This is a genomic window from Falsiroseomonas algicola, assembly GCF_011040385.1.
In the GTDB taxonomy this organism is placed as follows: domain Bacteria; phylum Pseudomonadota; class Alphaproteobacteria; order Acetobacterales; family Acetobacteraceae; genus Falsiroseomonas; species Falsiroseomonas algicola.
This window is the reverse complement of sequence record NZ_JAAIKB010000016.1, coordinates 13938-34615: the sequence shown is the minus strand read 5'-3', so window position 1 is coordinate 34615 and position 20678 is coordinate 13938. Positions and strand designations below refer to the sequence as shown.

Here is a 20678-nt window from a genome sequence, read left to right as displayed (position 1 = left end):
TCTAGGCTAACTCTCGGATTGCCCTAGCTAAATCCTGGATAAGGCATTCCGGACGGCCACAGCAGTCCAGGCACCGCCACGTGGCGTCTTGATGCCCTTATCGGCCAAGCGAGCCGCCATCTGGCGAAGAGGCAGGCCCTCGCCCTGCATCTGGCGGAGCATCGGCGCCAGACCAGCGGCGAAGGCATCGGCGCTCTTCCGCACCGCCTCGGCGCCAAGAGTGCCGTCTACCACCGGACCACCGCGCCAACCGCCAAGATTCGTCCCCCGCGCCTTCGCAGCGGCGAGCGCCGCCTTCGTCCGGGCTGAGATAGCCCGCGCCTCTTCCTCAGCCACAAGCGCCATGATGCCGATGGTGAGGCGGTTCGCCTGTGGCATGTCGCACGCAGTGAAATCCACCCCAGCTTTCTGCAAGCCGAGAAGAAAATGCGCGTCGCGCGCCAGACGGTCGAGCTTGGCGATAACCAGCGTGGCGCCAGTGAGGCGGCATAGGGCCATTGCCTTCGCAAGCTCGGGCCGATCCGACTTCCGGCCGCTCTCGACTTCCACGAAGTCGGCAATGACCGTCCAGTTGCCGCCGTTGAGGTAGGCAGTCACCGCCTCGCGCTGCGCCTCCAGGCCGAGACCGCTGCGGCCTTGCCGCGCGGTGCTGACCCGGACGTAGGAGACGAAGCGGCCCGAAGCCATGTCCGTATAAATCCAAACAACGTTGGCTGTCAGAAAGCCCCCTACCCCAGCCTCCCCCTCACCCCCTCCGCCTCCGCCCGCCGGTTCGTCGCCTCCAGCGCGTCCGCCAGCGCCACCAGCGCCACGCGGTCCGGCTGGGGTTCCTCCAGCACCCAGGACAGGGCCACCACCGCTTCCTCCGCGCGGCCGGCGCTGAGCAGGGCCTGCGACAGCGCGCGGCAGAAGCGCACCGAACGGGGGTTGTGGCGGCGGGCGGCGAAGAAATCCTGCACGGCGGCGTCGATGGCGCCGAGTTCGGTGTGGGCCCAGCCGCGCAGGAAGCCGACGCTGGCATGGCCGATCGCGGCGGCGTCCAGCGGCGCTAGGCGGTCCAGCGCGCGGGCGAAGCGGCCGCTTGTGCAGTCGTGATAGGCGCGGAGCATCGCCATGGCGGATGGCATGGGCGGCGCGTGGTGATGGCCCCGGTGGCAGTCCAGCAGGCGCTCATCCAGCGCCGCGCCAGCGGGGGCGCCGAACAGCAGAAAATCCAGCTTGCCGCTGGCGGCCAGGTGCTCCGCCACATGGTGGTCCCTCCCGGGGAAGAGGCAGAGGTCCACGGGGTGCAGCGCCGCCAGCGCCGCCATGTTCACCACATCCACCGCATCGGCATCGCTCACCAGGGCGCGGATCCGCTGGGGGCGGGTTGTGCGCAGGCCCGCCAGCTCGGCGCGGGCGGCGCGGGCCTCGGCGGGGGAGAGGTCCAGCACGCTCTGGGAATGGCGGAGGCCGAGGCAGGTCTCGGGATTGATGGCGGTGATGCGGTCCGCCCCGTATTCGACGCCGAGCCGGATGGCCGCGGTGCCGCCCATGGAGGCGCCGACGAATTCGACCGCGCTGGCCTTGATGCGCTTCGCCAGGCGGTTGATGCGCGCCAGCAGCGATTGCGTGTCATCCGCAAATCCGGGCACGCCTTGCAGGTACCAGGTGTTCGGGCAGTTGAGGAACAGCACCGGCACGCCGCGGCGGGTCAGGATGTCCCACATCGAGAAGCGGCCCGCGGGCAGGTCACGGAAGCCGAGGGAGACATGGAGCGTGCTGCCCTGCCCGTTGCCGGGGTGGAACAGGGCGTAGGGCGAGTAGTCCCGCATGTGATGCTTCGTTTTCCTGGCGCCGGCGTCCGGCCCCCTAGGTGCCAGGGTCGGCTTACGGGGCGCTTACGGTGACAGTTTTCGGCCCATACCGGATCAATCCTGCTCAAGTCTATTAATTTCGCGACGGTGTTGGGAATTTCATTCTGTTGAAATACCGGTCGCGCCGCATGCCGGGCCGTGCCGGCGGCCTGCGCTCAGAACTCGGCGTCCAGCTCCAGCTCCGTGATGCGGGGCTCCGGCTCCTGGGTGGCGGCGTCGATCCATTCGCGGAGGTCGGGCCAGGCCTCGATGGTGCGGGCATAGGCCTCGCAGGTCTCGTCCAGCGCCACGTTGTAGGTGCGGGCGCGCAGCACGACGGGGGCGTACATGGCGTCGGCCACGCTGGGGCGGGCGCCGAAGAGCCAGGGGCCGCCCCATTCGGCCAGGCAGTCGCGCCAGAGGGTGAAGATGCGCTCCAGGTCGCCGCGGGCGGCGGACCAGACGGTGAAGTTCGGGATGGTGGCGCGGAGGTTGAACGGCAGGGAGGAGCGCAGCGCGTGGAAGCCTGCATGCATCTCCCCGCTGATGGCGCGGCAGCGGGCACGGGCGATGCGATCCTCCGGCATCATGCGGGAATCGGGGAAGCGTTCGTTCAGGTATTCCGCGATGGCGATCGTGTCCCAGAGCTCCGCCCCCTCATGCTCCAGGCAGGGGAGGAGGATGGAGGAGGCGTTGTTCAGCAGCTCCGCCCGGGTGGAGGGATCGTCGGCGGAGACGGTGATGGTGCGGAAGTTCAGGCCCGCGAGGCGGGCGATGAGGAAGCCGCGCAGCGACCAGGAGGAGTAGTTGCGGCTGGAGATGCGCAGGATCGCCGCCGGCGCGGGCGGGGTGGCGGCGGGCTTGCGCGGCCTGGCTCCGGACATGGCGACACCCCTTCCTGCTGCTTCCCCCAGGCTACCAGCGGCTTCGCGGTTGCGAAACGGCCCGCGAGTGGCACGATGGCCCCGTCACGAACGGGGCCGGCGCATGATCTATCGCGCATTGCAGGCTAGGCAGGATGCGCTGGCGCCGTGGCGGGCGCATGCGAAGGGCATGGCGGGGTGGCTCGGGCCCTGGGGCGTCATGCATCCCGCCTTCGACGGGCTGCGGGCGATGCGGGCGGCGGCAGATGTGTTCGCGCAGTTCGCGGTGACGCAGACGCGGCCGGCCTTCGGGATCGGGCCGGTGCGCGTCGGCAACCGGCTGGTGGAGGTGGCCGAGGAGGTGGTGGCGGGGACGCCCTTCGCCTCGCTCGTCAGGTTCCGGACGGATGTGCAGACCCCCCTGCCCCGCGTGCTGGTGGTGGCGCCGATGAGCGGCCATTTCGCGACGCTGCTGCGTGGCACGGTGCAGGTGCTGCTGCAGGACCACGACGTCTACATCACGGATTGGCACAATGCGCGGGACGTGCCGCTCAGCGCGGGGCGCTTCGGACTCGATGAGTTCATCGAGCATGTGATGCGGTTCCAGGAGGCGATCGGGCCCGGCGGCCATGTGCTGGCGGTGTGCCAGCCGGTGGTGGCGGTGCTGTCGGCGGTGGCGCTGATGGCGGAGGACCGGAACCGCGCGTCTCCGCGGAGTGTCACGCTGATGGCGGGGCCGATCGATGCGCGGCAGAACCCGACCAAGGTGAACGCGCTGGCGGCGGGGCACGGGATCGAGTGGTTCGAGCGCAACCTGATCGCGCGCGTGCCGTGGCGGCACCAGGGGTCGGGACGGCGGGTCTATCCGGGGGCGCTGCAGCTCTCGGCCTTCATGTCGATGAACCTCGACCGGCACCTGAAGGCGCATCAGGACCAGTTCTGGGCGCTGTTCGATGGCGATGTGGCGCGGGCGGCGCAGCACCGGCGCTTCTATGACGAGTATCTCGCGGTGATGGACCTGCCGGCGGAGTTCTTCCTGGAGACGGTGAAGACCGTGTTCCAGGACCATGCGCTGGCGCGCGGCGAGATGGTGTGGCGCGGCCGGCGGGTGCGGCCGGAGGCGATCCGGCGCACGGCGATCATGGCCGTGGAGGGCGAGAAGGACGACATCTGCGGCATCGGGCAGACGATGGCGGCACTCGATCTGTGCCGCAGCGTGCCGGTGACGATGCGGCGCTACCATCTGCAGACGGGCGTTGGCCATTACGGGGTGTTCAGCGGGCGGCGCTTCGCGCAGGCGATCTATCCGCGGGTGCGGGAGATGATCCAGGCGAATGAGGGTTAGGAGCCGGTCCTCGGCGGATCGAGGTACAGCGGGCTTTCCAGATACCGTCGCAGCCAGTAGCGCGTGACGACGCCGATCGCGGCGGCCATGGGCACGGCCAGCAGCACGCCGAGGAAGCCGAAGGCGACGCCGCCGGCGAAGAGGGCGAAGATCACCCAGACCGCGTGCAGTTCCACCCGGTCCCCCAGCAGGCGCGGGTAGATGATGTAGCCCTCCACGATCTGGCCGGCGACGAAGACGGCCATGACCAGGCCGACGCCGTTCCAGGTGCCGAACTGCGCCATGGCGAGCAGGATCGCGGTCACGAAGCCCGTCAGGCTGCCGATATAGGGGATGAAGGAGAGGATGCCGGCCATCAGGCCGACCGTCAGGCCGAGCTCCAGCCCCACCGCGCTCAGCGCCGTGGCGTAGTAGACCGCGAGCAGCCCGCAGCAGAGCAGCTGGCCACGCAGCCAGGCCGACAGCACCCGGTCCGTGTCCCTCGCCAGCTGGCGCAGCACCGCGGCGTTGCGACGGGGCAGCCAGGATTCCAGGCGGCCCATCATCGCCGGCCAGTCGCGCAGCAGGTAGAAGCCCACCACCGGCGTCACCACCAGCAGGGTGAAGACGTTGAACAGGGCGACGCCGCCGCCGATGAGGCGCGCCACCGCGGTGCCGAGGAAGGTGATGATCTGCCCGGCCTGGCGCACCGCCAAATCCCGCAGCTGGGTGTCCACCAGCTCCGGCCCCAGCGCTTCCTGCAGCCGTTCCAGCGCCTGGCGGACCAGGGTGCCGATGCCGGCGACATAGGCGGGCAGGCGCGTGGCCAGCACGCCGATCTGCGCGACCAGCAGGGGATAGAGCAGCAGCAGCGCCAGCAGCGCGAAGGCCGTGAGGCCCATCACCAGCAGGAAGGCGGCGAGGCCGCGCGGGATGCCGAAGCGCGTCAGCTGCCGGGCGGGCGGGTCCAGGAAATAGGCGATGCAGGCCGCCAGCACGAAGGGCGTGAGGATGGCGGAGAAGAGCCAGAGGCTGAACAGCAGCACCACCGCCGTGCCGATGACCAGCGCCCAGCGCTCCGCCCGCGTCGCCATGCGCGCGCCGGGGGAGGCAGGCCAGGAGGTCGGGCGCGCCTCGGGCTTCGGGGCCGGGGGTGGCGCCGGCAGCGGGGGGGGAGGTGCGGGGGTCTTCGTGCCGCTCATGCCCGCCCGCGCGCGGCCTGGGTGACGTAGGCGGCGCCGGAGGCGAAGGTGCTGGCGGCGACCAGCCAGATGAAGACGTCGATGATGACGGAATCGCCCATGCCGTAGCCCGCCAGCAGCAGCGCCCCGGCCGCCAGCGTGATCTGCAGCGCGGTGTTGAGCTTGGAGACGAAGATCGGCTGGATGCGCGGCGGCTGCCCCAGGACGTAGAGCACCAGCACGCCGCCCACGATCAGCAGGTCCCGGAACACGACGAGGATGGCGAGCCAGTCCGGCAGCACGCCGATGCCCGCCAGCGTGACGTAGATGGAGACCAGCAGCGCCTTGTCGGCCACGGGGTCGAGGATGGCACCCAGGGTGGAGCGGCTGCGCCGGACGCGGGCGAGCCAGCCATCGACGGCGTCCGAGACGCCGGCGGCGACGAAGACCCAGAAGGCCCAGTCCAGCCGATGGTTCAGCACCAGCCAGACCATGCCCGGCACGGCGCAGAGCCGGGCGAAGGTGATGGCGTTGGGCAGGGTGAAATAGGCATCGCCGGTCGTGACCACCGCGGGGCGGGGCGGCAGGGTGGCGAAGGGGGCAGCTTCCCCCTTCGCGCCGGCCGGCGCCGGCTTGTGGTCAACGGCCTCCGGCAAGGCTGAGGCGCCATCCTTCGCCAGGTCGGGCATCGATCGGGGCCGGGGAGAGCGCGATGCCGCTCTGCGCCAGTTCGGCCGCGGCCTCCGGCGGCTGGGTGCGCAGGCCGAGGCGGAGGCGCGCACTCTCGCCCGTCAGGCTGATCAGTTCGAAGCGCGCGATGGGGGAGGCCGCGCCGAGCCGGCGCGTGATCTCGACGTATTCGGGGAAGGACCGGTAGAGGGCGAGCGCCTCCACCGTCGCGACGGCGGGGCCGCCGACGCCGGGGGCCTGGGCGGTGGCGGGGCCCGTGGCCGGGCCGGTGGCAGGACCGGGCGTGCTGAACAGGGTACCGGGCGCGCCGATGGCCCCGGGGTTCCGCCCCCCCATCGCCGCGACGCGGGAGGGGTTGAAGTTCACCGTCAGCCGGGCGGCGTAGCCGCGCTGGGTGATGCGTTCGGATTCGATGACCAGGGACTGGACCAGGCCCTCGATCTGGGAATCCGGGATGCCGCGGGGCAGGCCGAGGGCGGCCGCCATGCGGTCATAGGCGGTGCGCTGGCCGGCATTCAGCGCGCGGTCGCGGGCAATGACGGCGGTTTCCGCCGTGGCCTCGGCCGGCACGCCGCGCTGGACCAGCGGGTTTTCGTCCGGGGTCGCCTGGGCGAAGGCGGGTGCGGACACGGCCATGGGTGCCGCGATCGCCATCGCGGCGCCGAGCACCATCGCCCGTATCGCCGCAAGCGGCGTGGTGCATAGCGCCGCAAGCGGCGAGGTGCATATCGCCGCAAGCGGCGTGGTCTGCATTGCCGTCATGAGGCGAAAATGGTTTTTTCCGCCCCACTGGCTGCGCCGCTCGCTGACCGGCATATCGCCATCCCTACCGTTGCAGGCACCGCCGGTGCCTGTGTGCCGAATACCCGATCGGGGGCCGCCATGACCAGCCTGACCTACCGCGACGCCGGGGTCGATATCGAAGCCGGCGATGCGCTGGTGGATGCCATCAAGCCGCTCGCCCGCAGCACCGACAGGCCCGGAACGATGGGCGGGCTCGGAGGTTTCGGCGCGCTGTTCGACCTGAAGGCGGCGGGGTTCCGGGACCCGGTGCTGGTGAGCTCCACGGACGGGGTCGGCACCAAGCTGAAGCTCGCCATCGACAGCGGCATCCATGGCTTCGTCGGCCAGGACCTGGTGGCGATGTGCGTGAACGACCTGGTGGTGCAGGGCGCGGAGCCGCTGTTCTTCCTGGACTATTTCGCGACGGGGAAGCTGGAGGTCGCGCAGGCGGCCGAGGTGGTGGCCGGGATCGCGGAGGGCTGCCGGATCGCGGGCTGCGCGCTGGTGGGCGGCGAGACGGCGGAGATGCCGGGCCTCTACAAGGGTGGCGACTATGACCTGGCGGGCTTCACGGTCGGCGCGGCGGAGCGCGATGCGCTGCTGCCGAAGGTCGATGTGGGTCCGGGCGACGTGCTGCTGGGGCTCGCCAGTTCCGGCGTGCATTCCAACGGCTATTCGCTGGTGCGGCGCATCCTGGCCGGGACCAACCTGACGCTGGCCGCGCCCGCCCCCTTCGCCAGCGGCCAGAGCGTGGCGGAGGCGCTGCTGGCGCCGACGCGCATCTATGTGAAGCCGGTGCTGGCGCTGCATCGCGCGGGGAAGCTGAAGGCGGCCGCGCACATCACCGGCGGCGGGCTGCCCGGCAACCTGCCCCGCGTGCTGCCTTCCGGCGTCGTTGCGGCGCTGGATGCCCGCGCCTGGGCCGTGCCGCCCGTCTTCGCCTGGCTGGCACGGACCGGCGGGGTGGCGGCGGAGGAAATGCTGCGGGTCTTCAATTGCGGGCTCGGCATGGTGCTGGTGGTGGCGGCGGAGGAGGCGGAGGCCGCGCAGGCCATGCTGACCGAGGCGGGCGAGACGGTGTTCCGCATCGGCGCGCTGGAAGCGGGCGAGGGTGCCGCCGGGGTGCGGATCGACAACCTCGGCGAGGGCTGGCCCGGCTGATGCGGCGCGTCCCGACCGCGGTCCTGATCTCGGGCCGCGGCAGCAACATGGTGAAGCTGGTCGAGGCGGCGCGCGACCCGGCCTATCCCGCCGAGATCGCGCTGGTCCTGTCCAATCGCGCGCTGGTGCCGGGCCTTGTCTATGCCGAGGAACAGGGCATCCCGACCGCCGTGGTCGAGAGCCGCGCCTTCAAGGGTGACCGGGCGGGATTCGAAGCGGCGATGGACGCCGTGCTGGCGCGGCACGGGATCGAGCTGGTGGCGCTGGCGGGCTTCATGCGGGTGCTGACGGAGGGGTTCGTCGAGCGCTGGCAGGACCGGCTGATCAACATCCACCCTTCCCTGCTGCCGAGTTTCCGCGGGCTCGATACCCATGCCCGGGCGCTGGCCGCGGGGGTGCGGCTGCATGGCTGCACCGTCCATCTGGTGCGGCATGGCGTGGATGAGGGGCCGATCCTGGCCCAGGCCGCCGTGCCGGTGCTGCCGGATGACGACGAGGCGGCGCTGGCCGCGCGGGTGCTGGCGGAGGAACACCGGATCTACCCCGCGGCGCTGGCCTGGCTGGCGGCCGGGCGGGTGCGGGTGGAGGGCGACCTGGCGCGGGTCGATGCGCCGGGGGCCTCCGCGAGCCTGGCGAACCCCTTGCCCGTGCCGGCCGCGCTTTCTACAAGACCCGTCGAAGGCTGATGCTCAACGAAGGACCCGCCCATGGCTGACCACGCCCCCGCGACGTATGAGATGGTCGAGGTGAAGGCCGAGGACATCATGGCGGAGCGCCAGTCGCTCTATGCCGGCTTCATGAAGGCGACCACCTGGAGCATCGGCCTGGCCGTCGGGGTCCTGGTGCTGCTGGCCATCTTCGTCGCCTGACGCGACGCTGCTGCCGCGCCTGAGGGGCGCCGCGATCCCGGGGACGGGGCGCGGCGCTTTTCGTGTTGGCGTCAGCCTGCTTGCATGCCGCCCCGCGGGGCAGGAGGCTGCGCCGGCCTTCAGGAATGCGACCGATGAGTGACGCGATCACGGGCTGGCACGCCCATGTCTACTACGACCCGGCGGCGACGCGGCCGGTGGCGGCGGCGCTGCGGGACGGGATCGCGGAGCGCTTTCCGGCGGCCGTGCTGGGGCGGTGGCATGACGTGCCGGTCGGCCCGCACCCCACGGCCATGTACCAGGTGGCGTTCGAGCCGGCGCTGTTCCCGGAGCTGGTGCCCTTCATCGCGCTGAACCGCGCCGGGCTGACGGTGCTGGTGCATCCCGAGACCGGCCGCCAGCGCGCCGACCACACCGCGCATGCGTTGTGGATGGGCGCGGTGCTGCCGCTGGAAGTCAGCGTGCTGCCGGAATAGGGGGCGCGGCCGGGCCGGCTTGGGGCCCCTCACCCAACCCTCTCCCCCGCAGGGGGGAGAGGGCTTCGATGCCTCAGCCTTCCCGCTGGTCGCGGTCGCGGTCGCGCGGCTCGCCCTGGTCGTCCGACTCCATGGCGTGGCCGTTGCCGCGGTCGGCATGGCCGTTGCCGTATTGGGGCGCGTGGATCTGCTGGGCCAGATTGGCCTCGTTCCGGTTCAGGTCGGGCTGTTCGCCCGAGCCTTCGCCGCCGCCATCCTGGTCCGGCCCCTGGTGGTAGCGGCGCTGCTGGTGCGGGGGTGGGCCGCCCTGCTGCTGGGCCGCCTGGCTCATGGCGTTGAGGATGCGGAAATAGTGCTCCGCGTGCTGGAAGTAGCTTTCCGCCATCACGCGGTCGCTGGCGCTGGTCGCGTCCCGGCCAAGCTGGAGGTACTTCTCGAACAGCTGCTGGGCGGTGCCGCGCAGGCGCATGTCCGGGCCGTTGCTGTCGAAGACGTGGTTGCGGTTCATCGGCTGGTGGCCGCCGCCACCGCCTCCCCCACCGCCGCCGCCGCCGCCCTGGCGGTACGGACCGCCGCCGCCGCCACCTCCGCCCCCGTGGCGGTTGCCGCCGCGGCCGCGCATGCGCTTCATGTTCATTGGTATGGCGTTCGCCGTCTCGCAATCGCGCCGCCGGGCGGGAAGGCCCCGACCGGGAACGCAGCATCTTCGGGTTGCGTCATCGCGGCACGCCGGCGGGTGGGACCGGGCCAATCGCCCCTGGTCCCCCAAGCCCGGCCGCTTCTGCCGGCGGTGCCGGGATGCGCAAGGGCAACCCGGGCCGCGGGGCCAACCTAGTGCGCCGCCGGGGGCGCGACAAACGGTTTTTTCGCGATGTGGTCCTTTGCGATGATCAGGGCGCGGTCGATTCCGCCCAGATCGGCGCGGCATCCCGTGGGGGTCAGGCCGGCGGCGCGGGCCAGATCCTCCACCGCCGCGCGCTGGCCCTGGCCGAGTTCGAGGATGGCGATGCCGCCGGGCGTGAGCAGCCCGGGCAGCGCGGCGGCAATGGCGCGATAGGCATCGAGCCCGTCCGGCCCGCCATCCAGGGCAAGGGCCGGTTCGTGCCGGGCGACGTCGGGCATCAGGTCCGGGATGGCGTCACGCTCGATATAGGGGGGGTTGGACAGGACCAGGTCGAAGGTCGAGTCGAGCGCCGTGGCCCAGTCCCCGGCCAGGAAGACGGCGCGATCGGCCAGGCTGTTGTCGCGGGCGTTGCGGGCGGCCAGCGCGGCGGCCTCCGGGCTGCGGTCCACCCCGATGCCGAAGGCGCCAGGGCGTTCGGCGAGCACGGCCAGCAGCAGGGCGCCGGTGCCGGTGCCGAGGTCCAGCAGGCGGAGCGGGCGGGAGGGCTCGGGGAAGGCCTCCAGTGCGGCCTCCACCAGCGACTCGGTGTCGGGGCGGGGGATGAGGGTGGCGGGGGAGACGGCGAGGTCGAGCGTCCAGAAGCCCTGGCGGCCGAGGATATGGGCGACGGGGACATGGTCGAGGCGCCGCTTCAGCGAGTCGCCGAAACGGGCGGCGGCCTCGGCCGGGACCTCGGCGCGGGGGTCGCGGAGCAGGGCGTCCTGGGTCGTGCCCATGGCATGGGCGAGGAGGAGCCGGGCCTCGAAGCGGGGCTGGTCGATGGCGGCGGCGCGGAGCACCTGGCCGGCCTGGCAGAGATAGGCGCCGACGGATTGGCCGGGGGGGCAGGATGTCACGACGACCCCCACCCTAACCCTCCCCCGCAAGCGCGGGGGAGGGAACAGGGGGTCGTCATTCGGCTTCCGCCGCCAGGCGGGCGGCCTCGTCCTCGGCAACCAGGGCGCCGATGATCTCGTCGAACTCGCCCTGCATGACGCGGTCGATCTTGTGCAGCGTCAGGCCGATGCGGTGGTCGGTCACGCGGCCCTGCGGGAAGTTGTAGGTGCGGATGCGCTCGCTGCGGTCGCCGGTGCCGACCTGGGACTTGCGGTCGGCGGCGCGGGCGGTGTCGAGCCGGTTGCGCTGCGCGTCATAGATGCGGGCGCGCAGCACCTTCATCGCCTTGGCGCGGTTCTTGTGCTGGCTCCGCTCCTCCTGCATCGCCACCACCGTCCCGGTCGGGATGTGGGTGATGCGCACGGCGCTGTCCGTCTTGTTGACGTGCTGCCCGCCGGCGCCCGACGCCCGGTAGGTGTCGATGCGGAGGTCGCTCTCGTTGATCTGCACATCCACCTCCTCGGCCTCCGCCATCACGGCGACGGTCACGGTGGAGGTGTGGATGCGGCCCTGCGATTCCGTGGCAGGCACGCGCTGCACTCGGTGGACGCCGCTCTCGAACTTCAGGCGGGCGAAGACGCCGCGGCCCTCGACGGTCGCGGTCGCGCCCTTCACGCCGCCCAATTCGCCCTCGTCATACTCCAGCACGTCGAACCGCCAGCCCTGGGTGGCGGCGTAGCGCTGGTAGGCGCCGAAGAGCTCGGCGGCGAAAAGGGCCGCCTCGTCGCCGCCGGCGGCGGGGCGGATCTCCAGGATGGCGTTGCCCTGGTCCGCGGCGTCGCGCGGCAGCAGCATCAGGCGGATCTCGCGTTCCAGCACCGGCAGGCGATCGCGGAGCGCGAAGTATTCGGGCTCCGCCAGCTCGCGCAGCTCCGGGTCGCCGAGCATGGCCTCGGCCTCATCGCGCCCCCTTTCGGTGGCGCGGTATTCCTGGACCTTCTCGACCAGGGGCTCGAGGTCCGAGAGTTCCTTCGACAGCGCGCCGACCTGCGCGCCATCGGCGGTGTTGAGCTGGTCGCGGATCTCCTCGGCGCGGGAGAGGAGGCGATCCAGCTTCTGGGGGAGGCTCATCCGCGCAGCCTGGCCACGGCCTCCGCGGGCGGGATGCGGTCCTGGGTGCCGGCATCGAGGTCGCGGAGCTGGACGACGCCCTGCGCCACCTCATCCTCGCCCAGGATCAGGGCGGCGCGGGCGGAGAGCTTGTTGGCGCGCTCCATCCGGCGCTTGAGGTTGCCCTTGTAGGCGATCTCGGCGGTGACGCCGGCCTGGCGGAGAAGCTGCGTGAGCTGGATGGCGGCGGCTTCCTGCGCCTCCGCCACCGGGATCACGGCGACGGGGCGCGGCGCCGCCGGGCTCTGGGCCAGCAGCATGGAGAGGCGCTCCACGCCCGCGGCCCAGCCGACGGAGGGGGTGGCGGGGCCGCCCATCTCCTCCACCAGGCCATCATAGCGGCCGCCCGCCATGACGGTGCCCTGGGCGCCCAGGCGGTCCGTCACGAATTCGAAGGCCGTGTGGCTGTAGTAGTCGAGGCCGCGCACGATCCTCGGGTTCTCCCGCGTCGGCACGCCGAGGGTTTCGAGGTGCTTCAGGACGGCGGCGAAGAAGGCGGAGGCCGCCGGGGTCAGGTAGGGCTGGATGGTGGGGGCGGTGGCGACGATCTTCCGGTCGCCCTCATCCTTGCTGTCCAGGATGCGCATCGGGTTCTTCTCGAGCCGGATGCGGCTGTCCTCGGACAGGCTGTCCCTGTGCGCGGTGAAATGGGCGACGAGGGCGGCGCGATAGGCGTCGCGGCTTTCGGCATCGCCCAGCGTGTTGATCTCCAGCACCACGCCGTCGCTGATGCCGAGGTCCTGCAGGATGTTCCAGCCGGCGGCGATGACCTCCGCATCCGCCAGCGGCTCCGCGGCGCCGAGGATCTCGGCCCCGATCTGGTGGAACTGGCGGTAGCGGCCCTTCTGCGGGCGCTCGTAGCGGAACATCGGCCCGGCATAGAAGACCTTGCGGGGCAGGTTGGACTGGGTCAGGCCGTTGGTGACGAGGGCGCGGCAGACGCCGGCGGTGTTTTCCGGCCGCAAGGTGATGGAATCGCCGCCGCGGTCGGTGAAGGAATACATCTCCTTGCTGACCACGTCGGAGGTCTCGCCGAGGGAGCGGGCGAAGACGCGCGTGTCCTCGAAGATCGGGGTGGCCCATTCCTCGAAGCCGTAGAGGCCGGTGATCCGGCGCGCGGCGGTGATGACGTGGTGATGGCGACGGTGGTCCTCGCCGATCAGGTCACGGGTGCCGCGGACGGGCTGGAGGGGGGTGCTGGCCATGCCGTGGCGCGTAACGCGGCGGAAGGCGGGGGGCAAGGGGCGCGGGTAGTGCGTGCGAGCAAGGGACGACGCGACGCGGCGCCGCGTGGCACCACATCGAGGTATGGCGCTTGGCGCACGGCCGTCTTCCCATATTACCTGTGCGCCATGAAGGAGGGGCAGTAAATGAACCGACCGCAGCGCGCTGAAATCGAAGCCATTAAGGAGGGGATGCGCCAGTGGCAAAGCCCTGCAGCTCTGTCCGCGAGCGTGGACAAAACCCGCAGCCAGTTCGGCGACTGCGTTATCACCGGGAACCAGTTTTCATTCTGGCGAGAAGCCGCAACCGGCGCCGCGTTCGCCAAGCTTATTGGTGCAGGCGCAATCCGACTTACCAGCAAAGACCGGCCGGACTTACAAATTAAGTTGGCCGATGAAATCGTCGACGTGGAGGTGACTGAAGCTCTACGGCCGGGACGCCGCCGCAATGACGAATATCGGCAGGACGAACGGATCGACGAAGCGTTGAAGGCGGGCACACCGCTTGATCCGGGTGATCGGCGCAGGGCTGCCCTATTCAGTGTGCCAGAGCCCGCTGGCGAAGCGGGGCGACGAGCAGTGCAAAAATTGCAAGAAGCGCAGCCGCTGACAGAGACGGACCGCGAAGCCGTCAAAGCCCTATTCGAAACAAGTCCTAATTTTTTACGGATGACGCACGAACCCGATGATACAACTGACATTGCAAGCATTCAAATGATCAGGAGTTCGCTCAGCGCTGTTTGCCGAGGCAAAGCCGAAAAGGGATACGACCCCGCGTATTGGCTCCTGGCTTATTTAAACCCGACATTTTTGTATGTGAAAACTGAGCAAGTCGAAGCCATTATGGTGGAGGCCACAGCGTCAGCCAAAGACGCGTTCACGCAAGTCTGGATACTGTGGCGTGATAACGCGTACCTCTGCTGGCTCAACGGTGTGCCACAGATCAATGCGCGCCGGCAGACATAGATCGAGGTGGACACCACTTCCTCCCCAGCTTCGCCGTGCTGCTCAAGCGCCGCCACACGCGATGTCTATCCACAGGATTGACCAGCACCCTGGTCATGGCCCTTAACAAGCTGAGCCGCGTCACCGGGCTCGCCCCAGTCCTCGCCACGCGTGAGGCACATGATTTCCGCGGTCGTAAGCTGGTTGCGGCACGCCGCAATGGCGCGAAGAGCGGCGAAGCGCGAGGGACCTACGTCAGTGGTAAACACGAGCTCAGCGTCGCCCAGGATGGTGGCGCGGCGGAGCGGGTTGTGGCTCTTCTCGATAGCCGGGCGGTCGATCAGGTCCACCGCGCGCCCGAACAAGGCTTCCAGCGCGTCCTTCAGGTCGGCGAAGGCGGCGAAGTCGAAGCGAGCCTCGGGCGTGAACTCCACCAGCAGGTCCACGTCGCTCCGCGCCGGGTCGAAATCGTCACCCCGCGCCGCCGAGCCGAAGACCTCCAGCCGCACTACGCCGAAGCGGCGGCAGATCGCCGCGATGGCGTCGCGGTGGCGGAGGATTTCGGGGTGCAAGCGCTACTCCGCGGCCTGCTTCTCGGCGGCGGCGGTCTCGGCCGCCTTGGCGGCCTTCATGGCCTCGGCGCGGGCCTCCACCAGGCCGACGATGTGCTCGACCATCTCCTCGGTCCGCACCGTGTGGCTGGTCTTGCCCATGCCGTAGACCATGTGGGTGCCGGCGCCGCCGCCCGTGAGGCCGATGTCGGTCATCAGCGCCTCGCCGGGCCCGTTCACCACGCAGCCGATGATGGAGAGGGAGATCGGCTGGTCGATATGGGCGAGCCGCTCCTCCAGCTTCTCCACCGTGCGGATCACGTCGAAGCCCTGCCGGGCGCAGGAGGGGCAGGAGATGACCTTCACGCCGCGGTGGCGGATGTGCAGCGACTTCAGAAGCTCCCAGCCGACCGAGACCTCCTCCTCCGGCTCCGCGGAGAGCGAGACGCGGACGGTATCGCCGATGCCGGCCCAGAGCAGGCTGCCCAGGCCGATGGCGGACTTGACGGTGCCGGCGCGGCGGCCGCCGGCCTCCGTGATGCCGATATGGAGCGGATGGTCGCAGGCCTCGGCGAGTTGCTGATACGCCGCCACCGCCAGGAAGACGTCGGACGCCTTCACGCTGATCTTGAAGTTGTCGAACCCCTCCTGCAGCAGGTGGTCGGCGTGCCACAGCGCGGATTCCACCAGCGCGTCCGGGTTGGGCTCCCCGTATTTCTCCAGCAGGTGCTTTTCCAGCGACCCGGCATTCACGCCGATGCGGATGGAGCAGCCATGGTCGCGGGCGGCCTTCACGACCTCCTTCACCCGTTCCTTGCTGCCGATATTGCCGGGATTGATGCGGAGGCAGGCGGCGCCGGCCTCGGCGGCCTCGATCGCGCGGCGGTAGTGGAAGTGGATGTCGGCGACGATCGGGACATTCACCTCCCGCACGATTTCCGCCAGCGCGGCGGTCGCTTCCTCGGTGGGGACGGAGACGCGGACGATGTCGACGCCCGCGACTTCGCAGCGGCGGATCTGTTCGATCGTCGCCTTGGCGTCCTCGGTCGGCGTGTTGGTCATGGTCTGGACGGTGATGGGGCTGTCGCCGCCGACCGGGACCTTGCCTACATGGATCAGCCGCGACTTGCGGCGGGCGATCTGCTGGTAGGGGCGATAGGCCATGCTGCGTCCGTGGTCCCTGGTTCCTTGGGCCCAAGCATAGGGTGCCGGGGCCCGGGATCACAGGGGGAAGCGGCTCGGCTGGGTGGAGCCCCCCTCACCCACCGCTCGACGCATGCGTCCAGCCCCCCGTCGGGTGGAGAGGGCTATCGCCTCAGTTCGTGCGGATGACGGCCTGGGGCGGGGCGTTGCTGGCGGTGGCGGGGACCAGGCGCTGGCGCAGGCGGTCGGGGTCGAGGGCGATGTTGCGGCGCACCCCGATGATGCCGTCCAGTGCCGGGGAGGCGCTGTTCTCGACGACGATCTCCAGCCCCTCCGCCTTGCCGGTATCCAGCAGCAGCCCGTCCCGCACCGGCACGGGCCAGTGTTCGCCCGGGCGGAGCACGCGGTTCAGGAGCACCTGGCCGTTGCGGGGGTCCCGCACCTGCAGCCAGACGCCATCGCCGGAATTGGGCCGGGCGCGCAGCGCCACCCTGGTGCCATCCGGCAGCCCGGCGATCAGGGGCGGCGGCGGCGCGGGCGGCGCGGGGGCCACCACGGGCGGCGGGGGCGCGGCGGGGACGGTCGCGGCCTGGGCGGCGGTGTTCGAGGGCGCGCCGATGCCGCCGGGCGGCGGCAGGGCGGCGAGCGGCAGGGTGCCGGCGGCATCGCCGCGGGCGCCGGGCAGCTGGGCGCGGCCCTGCTCGGCGGCGGCTTCCAGGCGCGGCGGCACGGGCGGCACGACATCGACGGTGCGGTTGCCGCCGCCGGTCCAGTTGAACCAGGCGACATAGGCACCGATGACGATCACCGCGCCGATGCCGATCACGCCGCTGGCGGGCATGCCGCGTTCCGGCACGGGTTCGGGGAAGACCAGGTTCGTCTTGCGCGTGACCGCGGCGCCGGAGAGGTCGCGGAAGCGGCGCACCATCTCATCCGAGTCGAGGCCGAGCGCCTGGGCGTAGGTTCGCACGAAGCCCACGGCATAGGCCGCGCCGGGCAGATCCGCGATGCGGCCTTCCTCCAGCGCTTCCAGGTAGGGGCGGCGGATGCGCAGCCGCACCGCCATCTCCTCCACCGACAGGCCGAGGGCCAGGCGGGAATCGCGGAGTTCCTCACCCACCCGCGCGGCCTCTGCGCCGGTGGTGTCGGGCTTTCGGGGGATGCGCTTCAGATCGTAGGGCACGGCATGGACACCTAGCGCGCGGCTGGCGAGGCCGCAAACCGAATCACGCGGCGAAGCGGCCGCGTCATCGCAGTGTCAGGAAGGCGGGACGATCAGGCGGCCTGACGCGCGGCGATGGCGGCGGCGGCCTGTGTGATGAGTTCCTGCACGATCTCGACCGCGGGTTGTTCGCGCGTGACCATGCCGACACTTTGTCCCGCCATGAGGGAGCCGTTCTCCACATCGCCATCGATCACCGCGCGACGCAGCGCGCCGGCCCAGTAATGCTCGATGTCGAGCTGGGCCGCAGCCTTCTCGACCTCGCCGGCCAGGAAGCGGCGGATCGTCGCGGCCTGGTGTTCCAGGAAGCGCTTCGTGCCCTCGTTCTGCAGGGCGCGCACCGGGATGACCGGGAAGCGTTCGTCGAGTTGCACCGTCGGCAGCGCATCCCGCGCGGCGCCGCGGATGAAGGCGCGCTTGAAGTTGGGATGGGCGATCGATTCGGTGGCGCAGACGAAGCGGGTGCCGAGCTGCGCGCCGGCGGCGCCCATCTCGAGGTAGGAGAGGATCGCCTCGCCGCGCCCGATGCCGCCGGCCACGAAGACGGGGACCTCCCGGATGAAGGGCAGGATCTCCTGCGCCAGCACGGTCAGCGAGACGGGGCCGATATGGCCGCCGGCTTCCGCCCCCTCGATCACCAGCGCATCGGCGCCGGAGCGGATGAGCTTTTTCGCCAATGCCAGCGCGGGGGCGAAGCAGACGACCTTGGCGCCGCCATCCTTGGCCGCCTTGATGGCGGCGCCCGGCGGGATGCCGCCGGCGAAGACGATGTGGCCGACCTTGTGGTCGAGGCAGGTCTGGACCAGTTGGTCCAGCCGGGGGTGCATGGTGATCAGGTTCACGCCGAACGGTTTTTCGGTAAGTGCCTGCGTCCCGGCGATCTCCTGGGCCAGGCGGTCCGGTTCCATCGCGCCGCAGGCGATGACGCCGAAGGCGCCGGCATTCGACAGCGCCGCCACCAGGTTGCGCTCGCTCACCCAGGACATGGCGCCGCCCATGATGGCGTAGCGCGTGCCGAAGAAGGCGGCGCCACGGGCCATCAGGGCATCGAGGCGGGCGAAGGCCTCGGCGGGCGGTGTCGCCTGGGGGAGCGCATCCATGGGATCAGCCCTCGCCGCGCCGTTCGGGGGTAGATCTGGCGGGCTCGGGCCCGTCCAGCCCATAGGCGGTGTGCAGCGCGCGCACCGCGAGTTCGGTGTAGTCGGCCGGGATCAGCACGCTCACCTTGATCTCGCTGGTGGAGATTACCTGGATGTTGATGCCCTTCTCCGACAGCGTGCGGAACATGGTGGAGGCGACGCCGGCATGGGTGCGCATGCCGATGCCGACGACGCTGATCTTGGCGACATCGGGGTCGGCGATCATCGCCTCGAACCCGATGCTGGCCTTCTCCTTCTCCAGCAGGTCGCGGGCGCGCGGCAGGTCGGTGCGGCCCAGCGTGAAGGTCATGTCCGTGCTGCCGTCCGCGCCGATGTTCTGGACGATCATGTCCACGTTCACATTGGCGGCCGAGAGCGGGCCGAAGACGGAGGCGGCGACGCCGGGCCGGTCCGGCACGCGGCGGAGGGTGACCTTCGCCTCGTCACGGGAATAGGCGATGCCGGACACGATGGGCTGTTCCACGATTTCATCCTCGTCAACGACCAGGCTGCCTGGCTTGTCCTCGAAGCTGGAGAGCACCTGCACCCGCACGCGCTGCTTCATGGCCAGTTCCACGGAGCGCGTCTGCAGCACCTTGGCACCCACCGAGGCCAGTTCCAGCATCTCCTCATAGGAAATGCGGTCGAGCTTGCGGGCGCGGGGCACGATGCGCGGGTCCGTCGTATAGACGCCGTCCACATCGGTGTAGATGTCGCACCGATCCGCCTTGACGGCGGCGGCGATGGCGACGGCGGAAAGGTCGGAGCCGCCGCGGCCGAGCGTGGTGATGCGGTTCCGCGCGGGCTCCAGGCCCTGGAAGCCGGCGATGACGGGCACCTGGCCGGCCTGCATGCGCTCGATCAGCAGGGACCCGTCGATGCTCTCGACCCGGGCCTTGCCATGGGCCTGGTCGGTCAGGATGGGGATCTGCCAGCCCTGCCAGGACCGCGCCTCCACGCCGATCGTCTGCAGCGCGATGGCCAGCAGGCCGATGGTCACCTGCTCCCCGGTCGCGACCACCACGTCGTATTCCCGCGCGTCATGCAGGGGCGAGAGGTCCTGGCACCATTTGACCAGCTGGTTCGTGGCGCCGGCCATGGCGGAGACGACGACGGCGACTTCGTTCCCGGCATCGACTTCCCGCTTCACGCGGTTGGCGACGTTGCGGATGCGGTCGAGATCGGCGACGGAGGTGCCGCCGAACTTCATCACGATGCGGGCCATGGTCGGTCAGGGATGCCGTTCTGAAGGGTCCTGGAGGCGGATCGGGAGGGGTGGACCCGTTGCGCCCCGCCGGGGGGCGGACAGATAACGGGGGGCGCGCCGGCGGGCAACCTCGCCAGGGCAACCAGGGGTTCAATTGGGGGGTTCGGCGATGGCGGGCACGGCGGTCGAGGCGGAAATCCGGAAATTCGGCGCGCTGGCGGATCGCTGGTGGGACCCGGCGGGGCCGATGAAGCCGCTGCACCGGATGAACCCGCTCAGGACGGGCTGGATCGCGGAGCGGGTGGCGCGGGCCCATGGGCGGACGCGGCGTGACCTCTCGGGCCTGACCCTGCTGGATGTGGGCTGCGGGGCGGGGCTGGCGTCGGAGGCCTTTGCGAAGATGGGCGCCCGGGTCACGGGGGTGGACGGTTCAGCCGATGCGCTGGCCGCCGCCCGGGCCCATGCGGCGGCGGGGGGGCTCGAGATCGAGTACCGGGAGGGCGGGCCGGAGGACCTGCTTGCGGAGGGGCGGCGCTTCGACGCGGTGGTGGCGCTGGAAGTCATCGAGCATGTGGAGGAGCGGGAACGCTTCTATGCCGCCCTGGCGGGGGTGGCGGCGGGGCCGGTGTTCCTCTCCACGCTCAACCGCACGGCGCGGTCCTTCCTGATGGCCAAGCTCGGCGCCGAATACCTGCTGCGGCTGCTGCCGATCGGCACCCATGACTGGCGGATGTTCGTGACCCCCGGGGAGTTGGGCGCGGGGCTGAAGCGGGCGGGGCTGAAGGTGGCCGACATCGCGGGGATGACGATGGACCCGCTGACCGGGGGGTGGCGGGAGAGCCGGGACCTCGGCGTGAACTACCTGGTCATGGCGCGGTCAGCCGGGGGGTAGGAGACGGCGGGTGACGCGGCGGGCGCCGTGCAGGATGCGGACGATGCGCACCTCCTCGGCCTCGATGCGGTAGAGGATGAGGTAGGGGGCTGCGGTCAGTCGGCGGATGCCGGGGCCGAGGCGGGGCAGTCGCTCGCCGGCCTCCGGATGCTCGGCAAGAAGGCGGACGCGATCGATCAGACGATCGACCAGGGGGCCGGCGCTGTCCGGCCTGTATGTCGCCACGTGGTCCCGCACCGCCACCAGGTCGGCAATGGCTTCGGGCAGGAAGCGCAGGCGCATCG

The 20678-nt window shown here is 70.7% G+C and carries 23 protein-coding genes; 7 read left to right on the top strand and 16 right to left on the bottom strand.

Translation table 11 applies throughout. From position 1 onward, the window contains the following. Window positions 1-27: 27 nt before the first annotated feature. The 3 genes from G3576_RS26290 to G3576_RS26280 all read right to left on the bottom strand — a co-directional run bounded on the left by G3576_RS26290 (window position 28) and on the right by G3576_RS26280 (window position 2719). Window positions 28-687, bottom strand: a complete 660-nt coding sequence (locus tag G3576_RS26290) for a recombinase family protein (RefSeq protein ID WP_164697466.1) — start codon at window positions 685-687, stop codon at window positions 28-30. Between the two features lie 41 nt (window positions 688-728). Further along, a complete protein-coding gene (locus tag G3576_RS26285) occupies window positions 729-1814 on the bottom strand; it encodes a tetratricopeptide repeat protein (RefSeq protein WP_164697465.1) in 1086 nt (361 codons plus the stop codon). A 197-nt stretch (window positions 1815-2011) separates the two neighbouring features. After that, window positions 2012-2719: a glutathione S-transferase gene (locus G3576_RS26280; protein WP_164697464.1), complete on the bottom strand. Its 708-nt coding sequence runs from the start codon at window positions 2717-2719 to the stop codon at window positions 2012-2014. 103 nt (window positions 2720-2822) lie between these two features. Between G3576_RS26280 and G3576_RS26275 the strand changes: the two genes are divergently transcribed. Further along, window positions 2823-4043 (top strand): polyhydroxyalkanoate depolymerase, encoded by a 1221-nt coding sequence (locus G3576_RS26275; protein ID WP_164697463.1) that lies wholly within the window; start codon window positions 2823-2825, stop codon window positions 4041-4043. Here the strand turns inward: G3576_RS26275 and G3576_RS26270 are convergent. The 3 genes from G3576_RS26270 to G3576_RS26260 are packed head-to-tail and all read right to left on the bottom strand — an operon-like array spanning window position 4040 to window position 6565. After that, a complete protein-coding gene (locus G3576_RS26270) occupies window positions 4040-5224 on the bottom strand; it encodes an AI-2E family transporter (RefSeq protein WP_235952466.1) in 1185 nt (394 codons plus the stop codon). The genes G3576_RS26275 and G3576_RS26270 overlap by 4 nt on opposite strands. Continuing rightward, window positions 5221-5859, bottom strand: coding sequence for a CDP-alcohol phosphatidyltransferase family protein (locus G3576_RS26265; RefSeq protein WP_235952465.1), 639 nt, complete (start codon window positions 5857-5859; stop codon window positions 5221-5223). Before G3576_RS26265 ends, G3576_RS26270 begins: the two co-directional genes overlap by 4 nt. Further along, a complete protein-coding gene (locus tag G3576_RS26260; RefSeq protein WP_164697461.1) occupies window positions 5843-6565 on the bottom strand; it encodes a hypothetical protein in 723 nt (240 codons plus the stop codon). The genes G3576_RS26265 and G3576_RS26260 overlap by 17 nt, the downstream gene beginning before the upstream one ends. Window positions 6566-6775: 210 nt before the next feature. Here G3576_RS26260 and purM point away from each other — a divergent pair, with 210 nt between their 5' ends. The 4 genes from purM to G3576_RS26240 all read left to right on the top strand — a co-directional run bounded on the left by purM (window position 6776) and on the right by G3576_RS26240 (window position 9182). After that, entirely contained in the window at window positions 6776-7837 is a 1062-nt protein-coding gene (purM, locus tag G3576_RS26255) for a phosphoribosylformylglycinamidine cyclo-ligase (RefSeq protein WP_164697460.1), read from the top strand. Beyond that, window positions 7837-8523, top strand: a complete 687-nt coding sequence (purN, locus tag G3576_RS26250; protein ID WP_164697459.1) for a phosphoribosylglycinamide formyltransferase — start codon at window positions 7837-7839, stop codon at window positions 8521-8523. The genes purM and purN overlap by 1 nt, the downstream gene beginning before the upstream one ends. A 21-nt stretch (window positions 8524-8544) precedes the next feature. Next, on the top strand, window positions 8545-8706 hold the full coding sequence (locus G3576_RS26245) for an aa3-type cytochrome c oxidase subunit IV (RefSeq protein ID WP_164697458.1): 162 nt from the start codon (window positions 8545-8547) through the stop codon (window positions 8704-8706). A gap of 134 nt (window positions 8707-8840) precedes the next feature. Then, complete coding sequence (locus tag G3576_RS26240; protein WP_207623052.1) at window positions 8841-9182, top strand: DOPA 4,5-dioxygenase family protein; 342 nt, start codon at window positions 8841-8843, stop codon at window positions 9180-9182. Window positions 9183-9255: 73 nt separating this feature from the next. Here the strand turns inward: G3576_RS26240 and G3576_RS32010 are convergent, their stop codons facing one another. The 4 genes from G3576_RS32010 to hisS form a co-directional block, all read right to left on the bottom strand. Further along, entirely contained in the window at window positions 9256-9804 is a 549-nt protein-coding gene (locus G3576_RS32010) for a DUF4167 domain-containing protein (protein WP_235952464.1), read from the bottom strand. 209 nt (window positions 9805-10013) lie between these two features. Next, window positions 10014-10922, bottom strand: coding sequence for a peptide chain release factor N(5)-glutamine methyltransferase (gene prmC / locus G3576_RS26230; protein ID WP_164697456.1), 909 nt, complete (start codon window positions 10920-10922; stop codon window positions 10014-10016). Window positions 10923-10977: 55 nt separating this feature from the next. After that, window positions 10978-12033: a peptide chain release factor 1 gene (prfA, locus tag G3576_RS26225; RefSeq protein WP_164697455.1), complete on the bottom strand. Its 1056-nt coding sequence runs from the start codon at window positions 12031-12033 to the stop codon at window positions 10978-10980. Further along, window positions 12030-13277 (bottom strand): histidine--tRNA ligase, encoded by a 1248-nt coding sequence (gene hisS, locus G3576_RS26220; protein WP_164697454.1) that lies wholly within the window; start codon window positions 13275-13277, stop codon window positions 12030-12032. The genes prfA and hisS overlap by 4 nt, the downstream gene beginning before the upstream one ends. 165 nt (window positions 13278-13442) lie before the next feature. Between hisS and G3576_RS26215 the strand changes: the two genes are divergently transcribed. Then, window positions 13443-14261 (top strand): PDDEXK family nuclease, encoded by an 819-nt coding sequence (locus G3576_RS26215; protein WP_164697453.1) that lies wholly within the window; start codon window positions 13443-13445, stop codon window positions 14259-14261. A 65-nt stretch (window positions 14262-14326) separates the two neighbouring features. Here the strand turns inward: G3576_RS26215 and G3576_RS26210 are convergent, their stop codons facing one another. The 5 genes from G3576_RS26210 to G3576_RS26190 all read right to left on the bottom strand — a co-directional run bounded on the left by G3576_RS26210 (window position 14327) and on the right by G3576_RS26190 (window position 19520). Then, window positions 14327-14812 carry a nucleotidyltransferase family protein gene (locus G3576_RS26210; protein WP_164697452.1) on the bottom strand — a complete coding sequence of 162 codons (486 nt, stop codon included), beginning with the start codon at window positions 14810-14812 and terminating at the stop codon, window positions 14327-14329. A gap of 3 nt (window positions 14813-14815) precedes the next feature. Continuing rightward, the gene (gene ispG, locus G3576_RS26205; protein WP_164697451.1) at window positions 14816-15955 is read right to left on the bottom strand and encodes a flavodoxin-dependent (E)-4-hydroxy-3-methylbut-2-enyl-diphosphate synthase; all 1140 of its coding nucleotides are present in this window, start codon (window positions 15953-15955) and stop codon (window positions 14816-14818) included. Window positions 15956-16106: 151 nt separating this feature from the next. After that, the gene (locus G3576_RS26200) at window positions 16107-17117 is read right to left on the bottom strand and encodes a helix-turn-helix domain-containing protein (RefSeq protein WP_164697450.1); all 1011 of its coding nucleotides are present in this window, start codon (window positions 17115-17117) and stop codon (window positions 16107-16109) included. Between the two features lie 92 nt (window positions 17118-17209). Further along, window positions 17210-18256 carry an NAD(P)H-dependent flavin oxidoreductase gene (locus G3576_RS26195; protein ID WP_164697449.1) on the bottom strand — a complete coding sequence of 349 codons (1047 nt, stop codon included), beginning with the start codon at window positions 18254-18256 and terminating at the stop codon, window positions 17210-17212. A gap of 4 nt (window positions 18257-18260) precedes the next feature. Further along, complete coding sequence (locus G3576_RS26190; protein ID WP_164697448.1) at window positions 18261-19520, bottom strand: aspartate kinase; 1260 nt, start codon at window positions 19518-19520, stop codon at window positions 18261-18263. A 151-nt stretch (window positions 19521-19671) separates the two neighbouring features. Between G3576_RS26190 and ubiG the strand changes: the two genes are divergently transcribed. Then, window positions 19672-20394 (top strand): bifunctional 2-polyprenyl-6-hydroxyphenol methylase/3-demethylubiquinol 3-O-methyltransferase UbiG, encoded by a 723-nt coding sequence (gene ubiG / locus G3576_RS26185; RefSeq protein ID WP_164697447.1) that lies wholly within the window; start codon window positions 19672-19674, stop codon window positions 20392-20394. Here the strand turns inward: ubiG and G3576_RS26180 are convergent. Beyond that, complete coding sequence (locus G3576_RS26180; RefSeq protein WP_164697446.1) at window positions 20380-20676, bottom strand: type II toxin-antitoxin system RelE/ParE family toxin; 297 nt, start codon at window positions 20674-20676, stop codon at window positions 20380-20382. The genes ubiG and G3576_RS26180 overlap by 15 nt on opposite strands. Window positions 20677-20678: the final 2 nt, after the last annotated feature.

Coding starts and splice junctions, on each gene's coding strand:
- G3576_RS26290 (WP_164697466.1), bottom strand. CDS start 687: ATGGCTTCGGGCCGCTTCGTCTCCTACGTCCGGGTCAGCACCGCGCGG.
- G3576_RS26285 (WP_164697465.1), bottom strand. CDS start 1,814: ATGCGGGACTACTCGCCCTACGCCCTGTTCCACCCCGGCAACGGGCAG.
- G3576_RS26280 (WP_164697464.1), bottom strand. CDS start 2,719: ATGTCCGGAGCCAGGCCGCGCAAGCCCGCCGCCACCCCGCCCGCGCCG.
- G3576_RS26275 (WP_164697463.1), top strand. CDS start 2,823: ATGATCTATCGCGCATTGCAGGCTAGGCAGGATGCGCTGGCGCCGTGG.
- G3576_RS26270 (WP_235952466.1), bottom strand. CDS start 5,224: ATGAGCGGCACGAAGACCCCCGCACCTCCCCCCCCGCTGCCGGCGCCA.
- G3576_RS26260 (WP_164697461.1), bottom strand. CDS start 6,565: ATGGTGCTCGGCGCCGCGATGGCGATCGCGGCACCCATGGCCGTGTCC.
- purM (WP_164697460.1), top strand. CDS start 6,776: ATGACCAGCCTGACCTACCGCGACGCCGGGGTCGATATCGAAGCCGGC.
- purN (WP_164697459.1), top strand. CDS start 7,837: ATGCGGCGCGTCCCGACCGCGGTCCTGATCTCGGGCCGCGGCAGCAAC.
- G3576_RS26245 (WP_164697458.1), top strand. CDS start 8,545: ATGGCTGACCACGCCCCCGCGACGTATGAGATGGTCGAGGTGAAGGCC.
- G3576_RS26240 (WP_207623052.1), top strand. CDS start 8,841: ATGAGTGACGCGATCACGGGCTGGCACGCCCATGTCTACTACGACCCG.
- G3576_RS32010 (WP_235952464.1), bottom strand. CDS start 9,804: ATGCGCGGCCGCGGCGGCAACCGCCACGGGGGCGGAGGTGGCGGCGGC.
- prfA (WP_164697455.1), bottom strand. CDS start 12,033: ATGAGCCTCCCCCAGAAGCTGGATCGCCTCCTCTCCCGCGCCGAGGAG.
- hisS (WP_164697454.1), bottom strand. CDS start 13,277: ATGGCCAGCACCCCCCTCCAGCCCGTCCGCGGCACCCGTGACCTGATC.
- G3576_RS26215 (WP_164697453.1), top strand. CDS start 13,443: ATGAACCGACCGCAGCGCGCTGAAATCGAAGCCATTAAGGAGGGGATG.
- ispG (WP_164697451.1), bottom strand. CDS start 15,955: ATGGCCTATCGCCCCTACCAGCAGATCGCCCGCCGCAAGTCGCGGCTG.
- G3576_RS26195 (WP_164697449.1), bottom strand. CDS start 18,256: ATGGATGCGCTCCCCCAGGCGACACCGCCCGCCGAGGCCTTCGCCCGC.
- G3576_RS26190 (WP_164697448.1), bottom strand. CDS start 19,520: ATGGCCCGCATCGTGATGAAGTTCGGCGGCACCTCCGTCGCCGATCTC.
- ubiG (WP_164697447.1), top strand. CDS start 19,672: ATGGCGGGCACGGCGGTCGAGGCGGAAATCCGGAAATTCGGCGCGCTG.
- G3576_RS26180 (WP_164697446.1), bottom strand. CDS start 20,676: ATGCGCCTGCGCTTCCTGCCCGAAGCCATTGCCGACCTGGTGGCGGTG.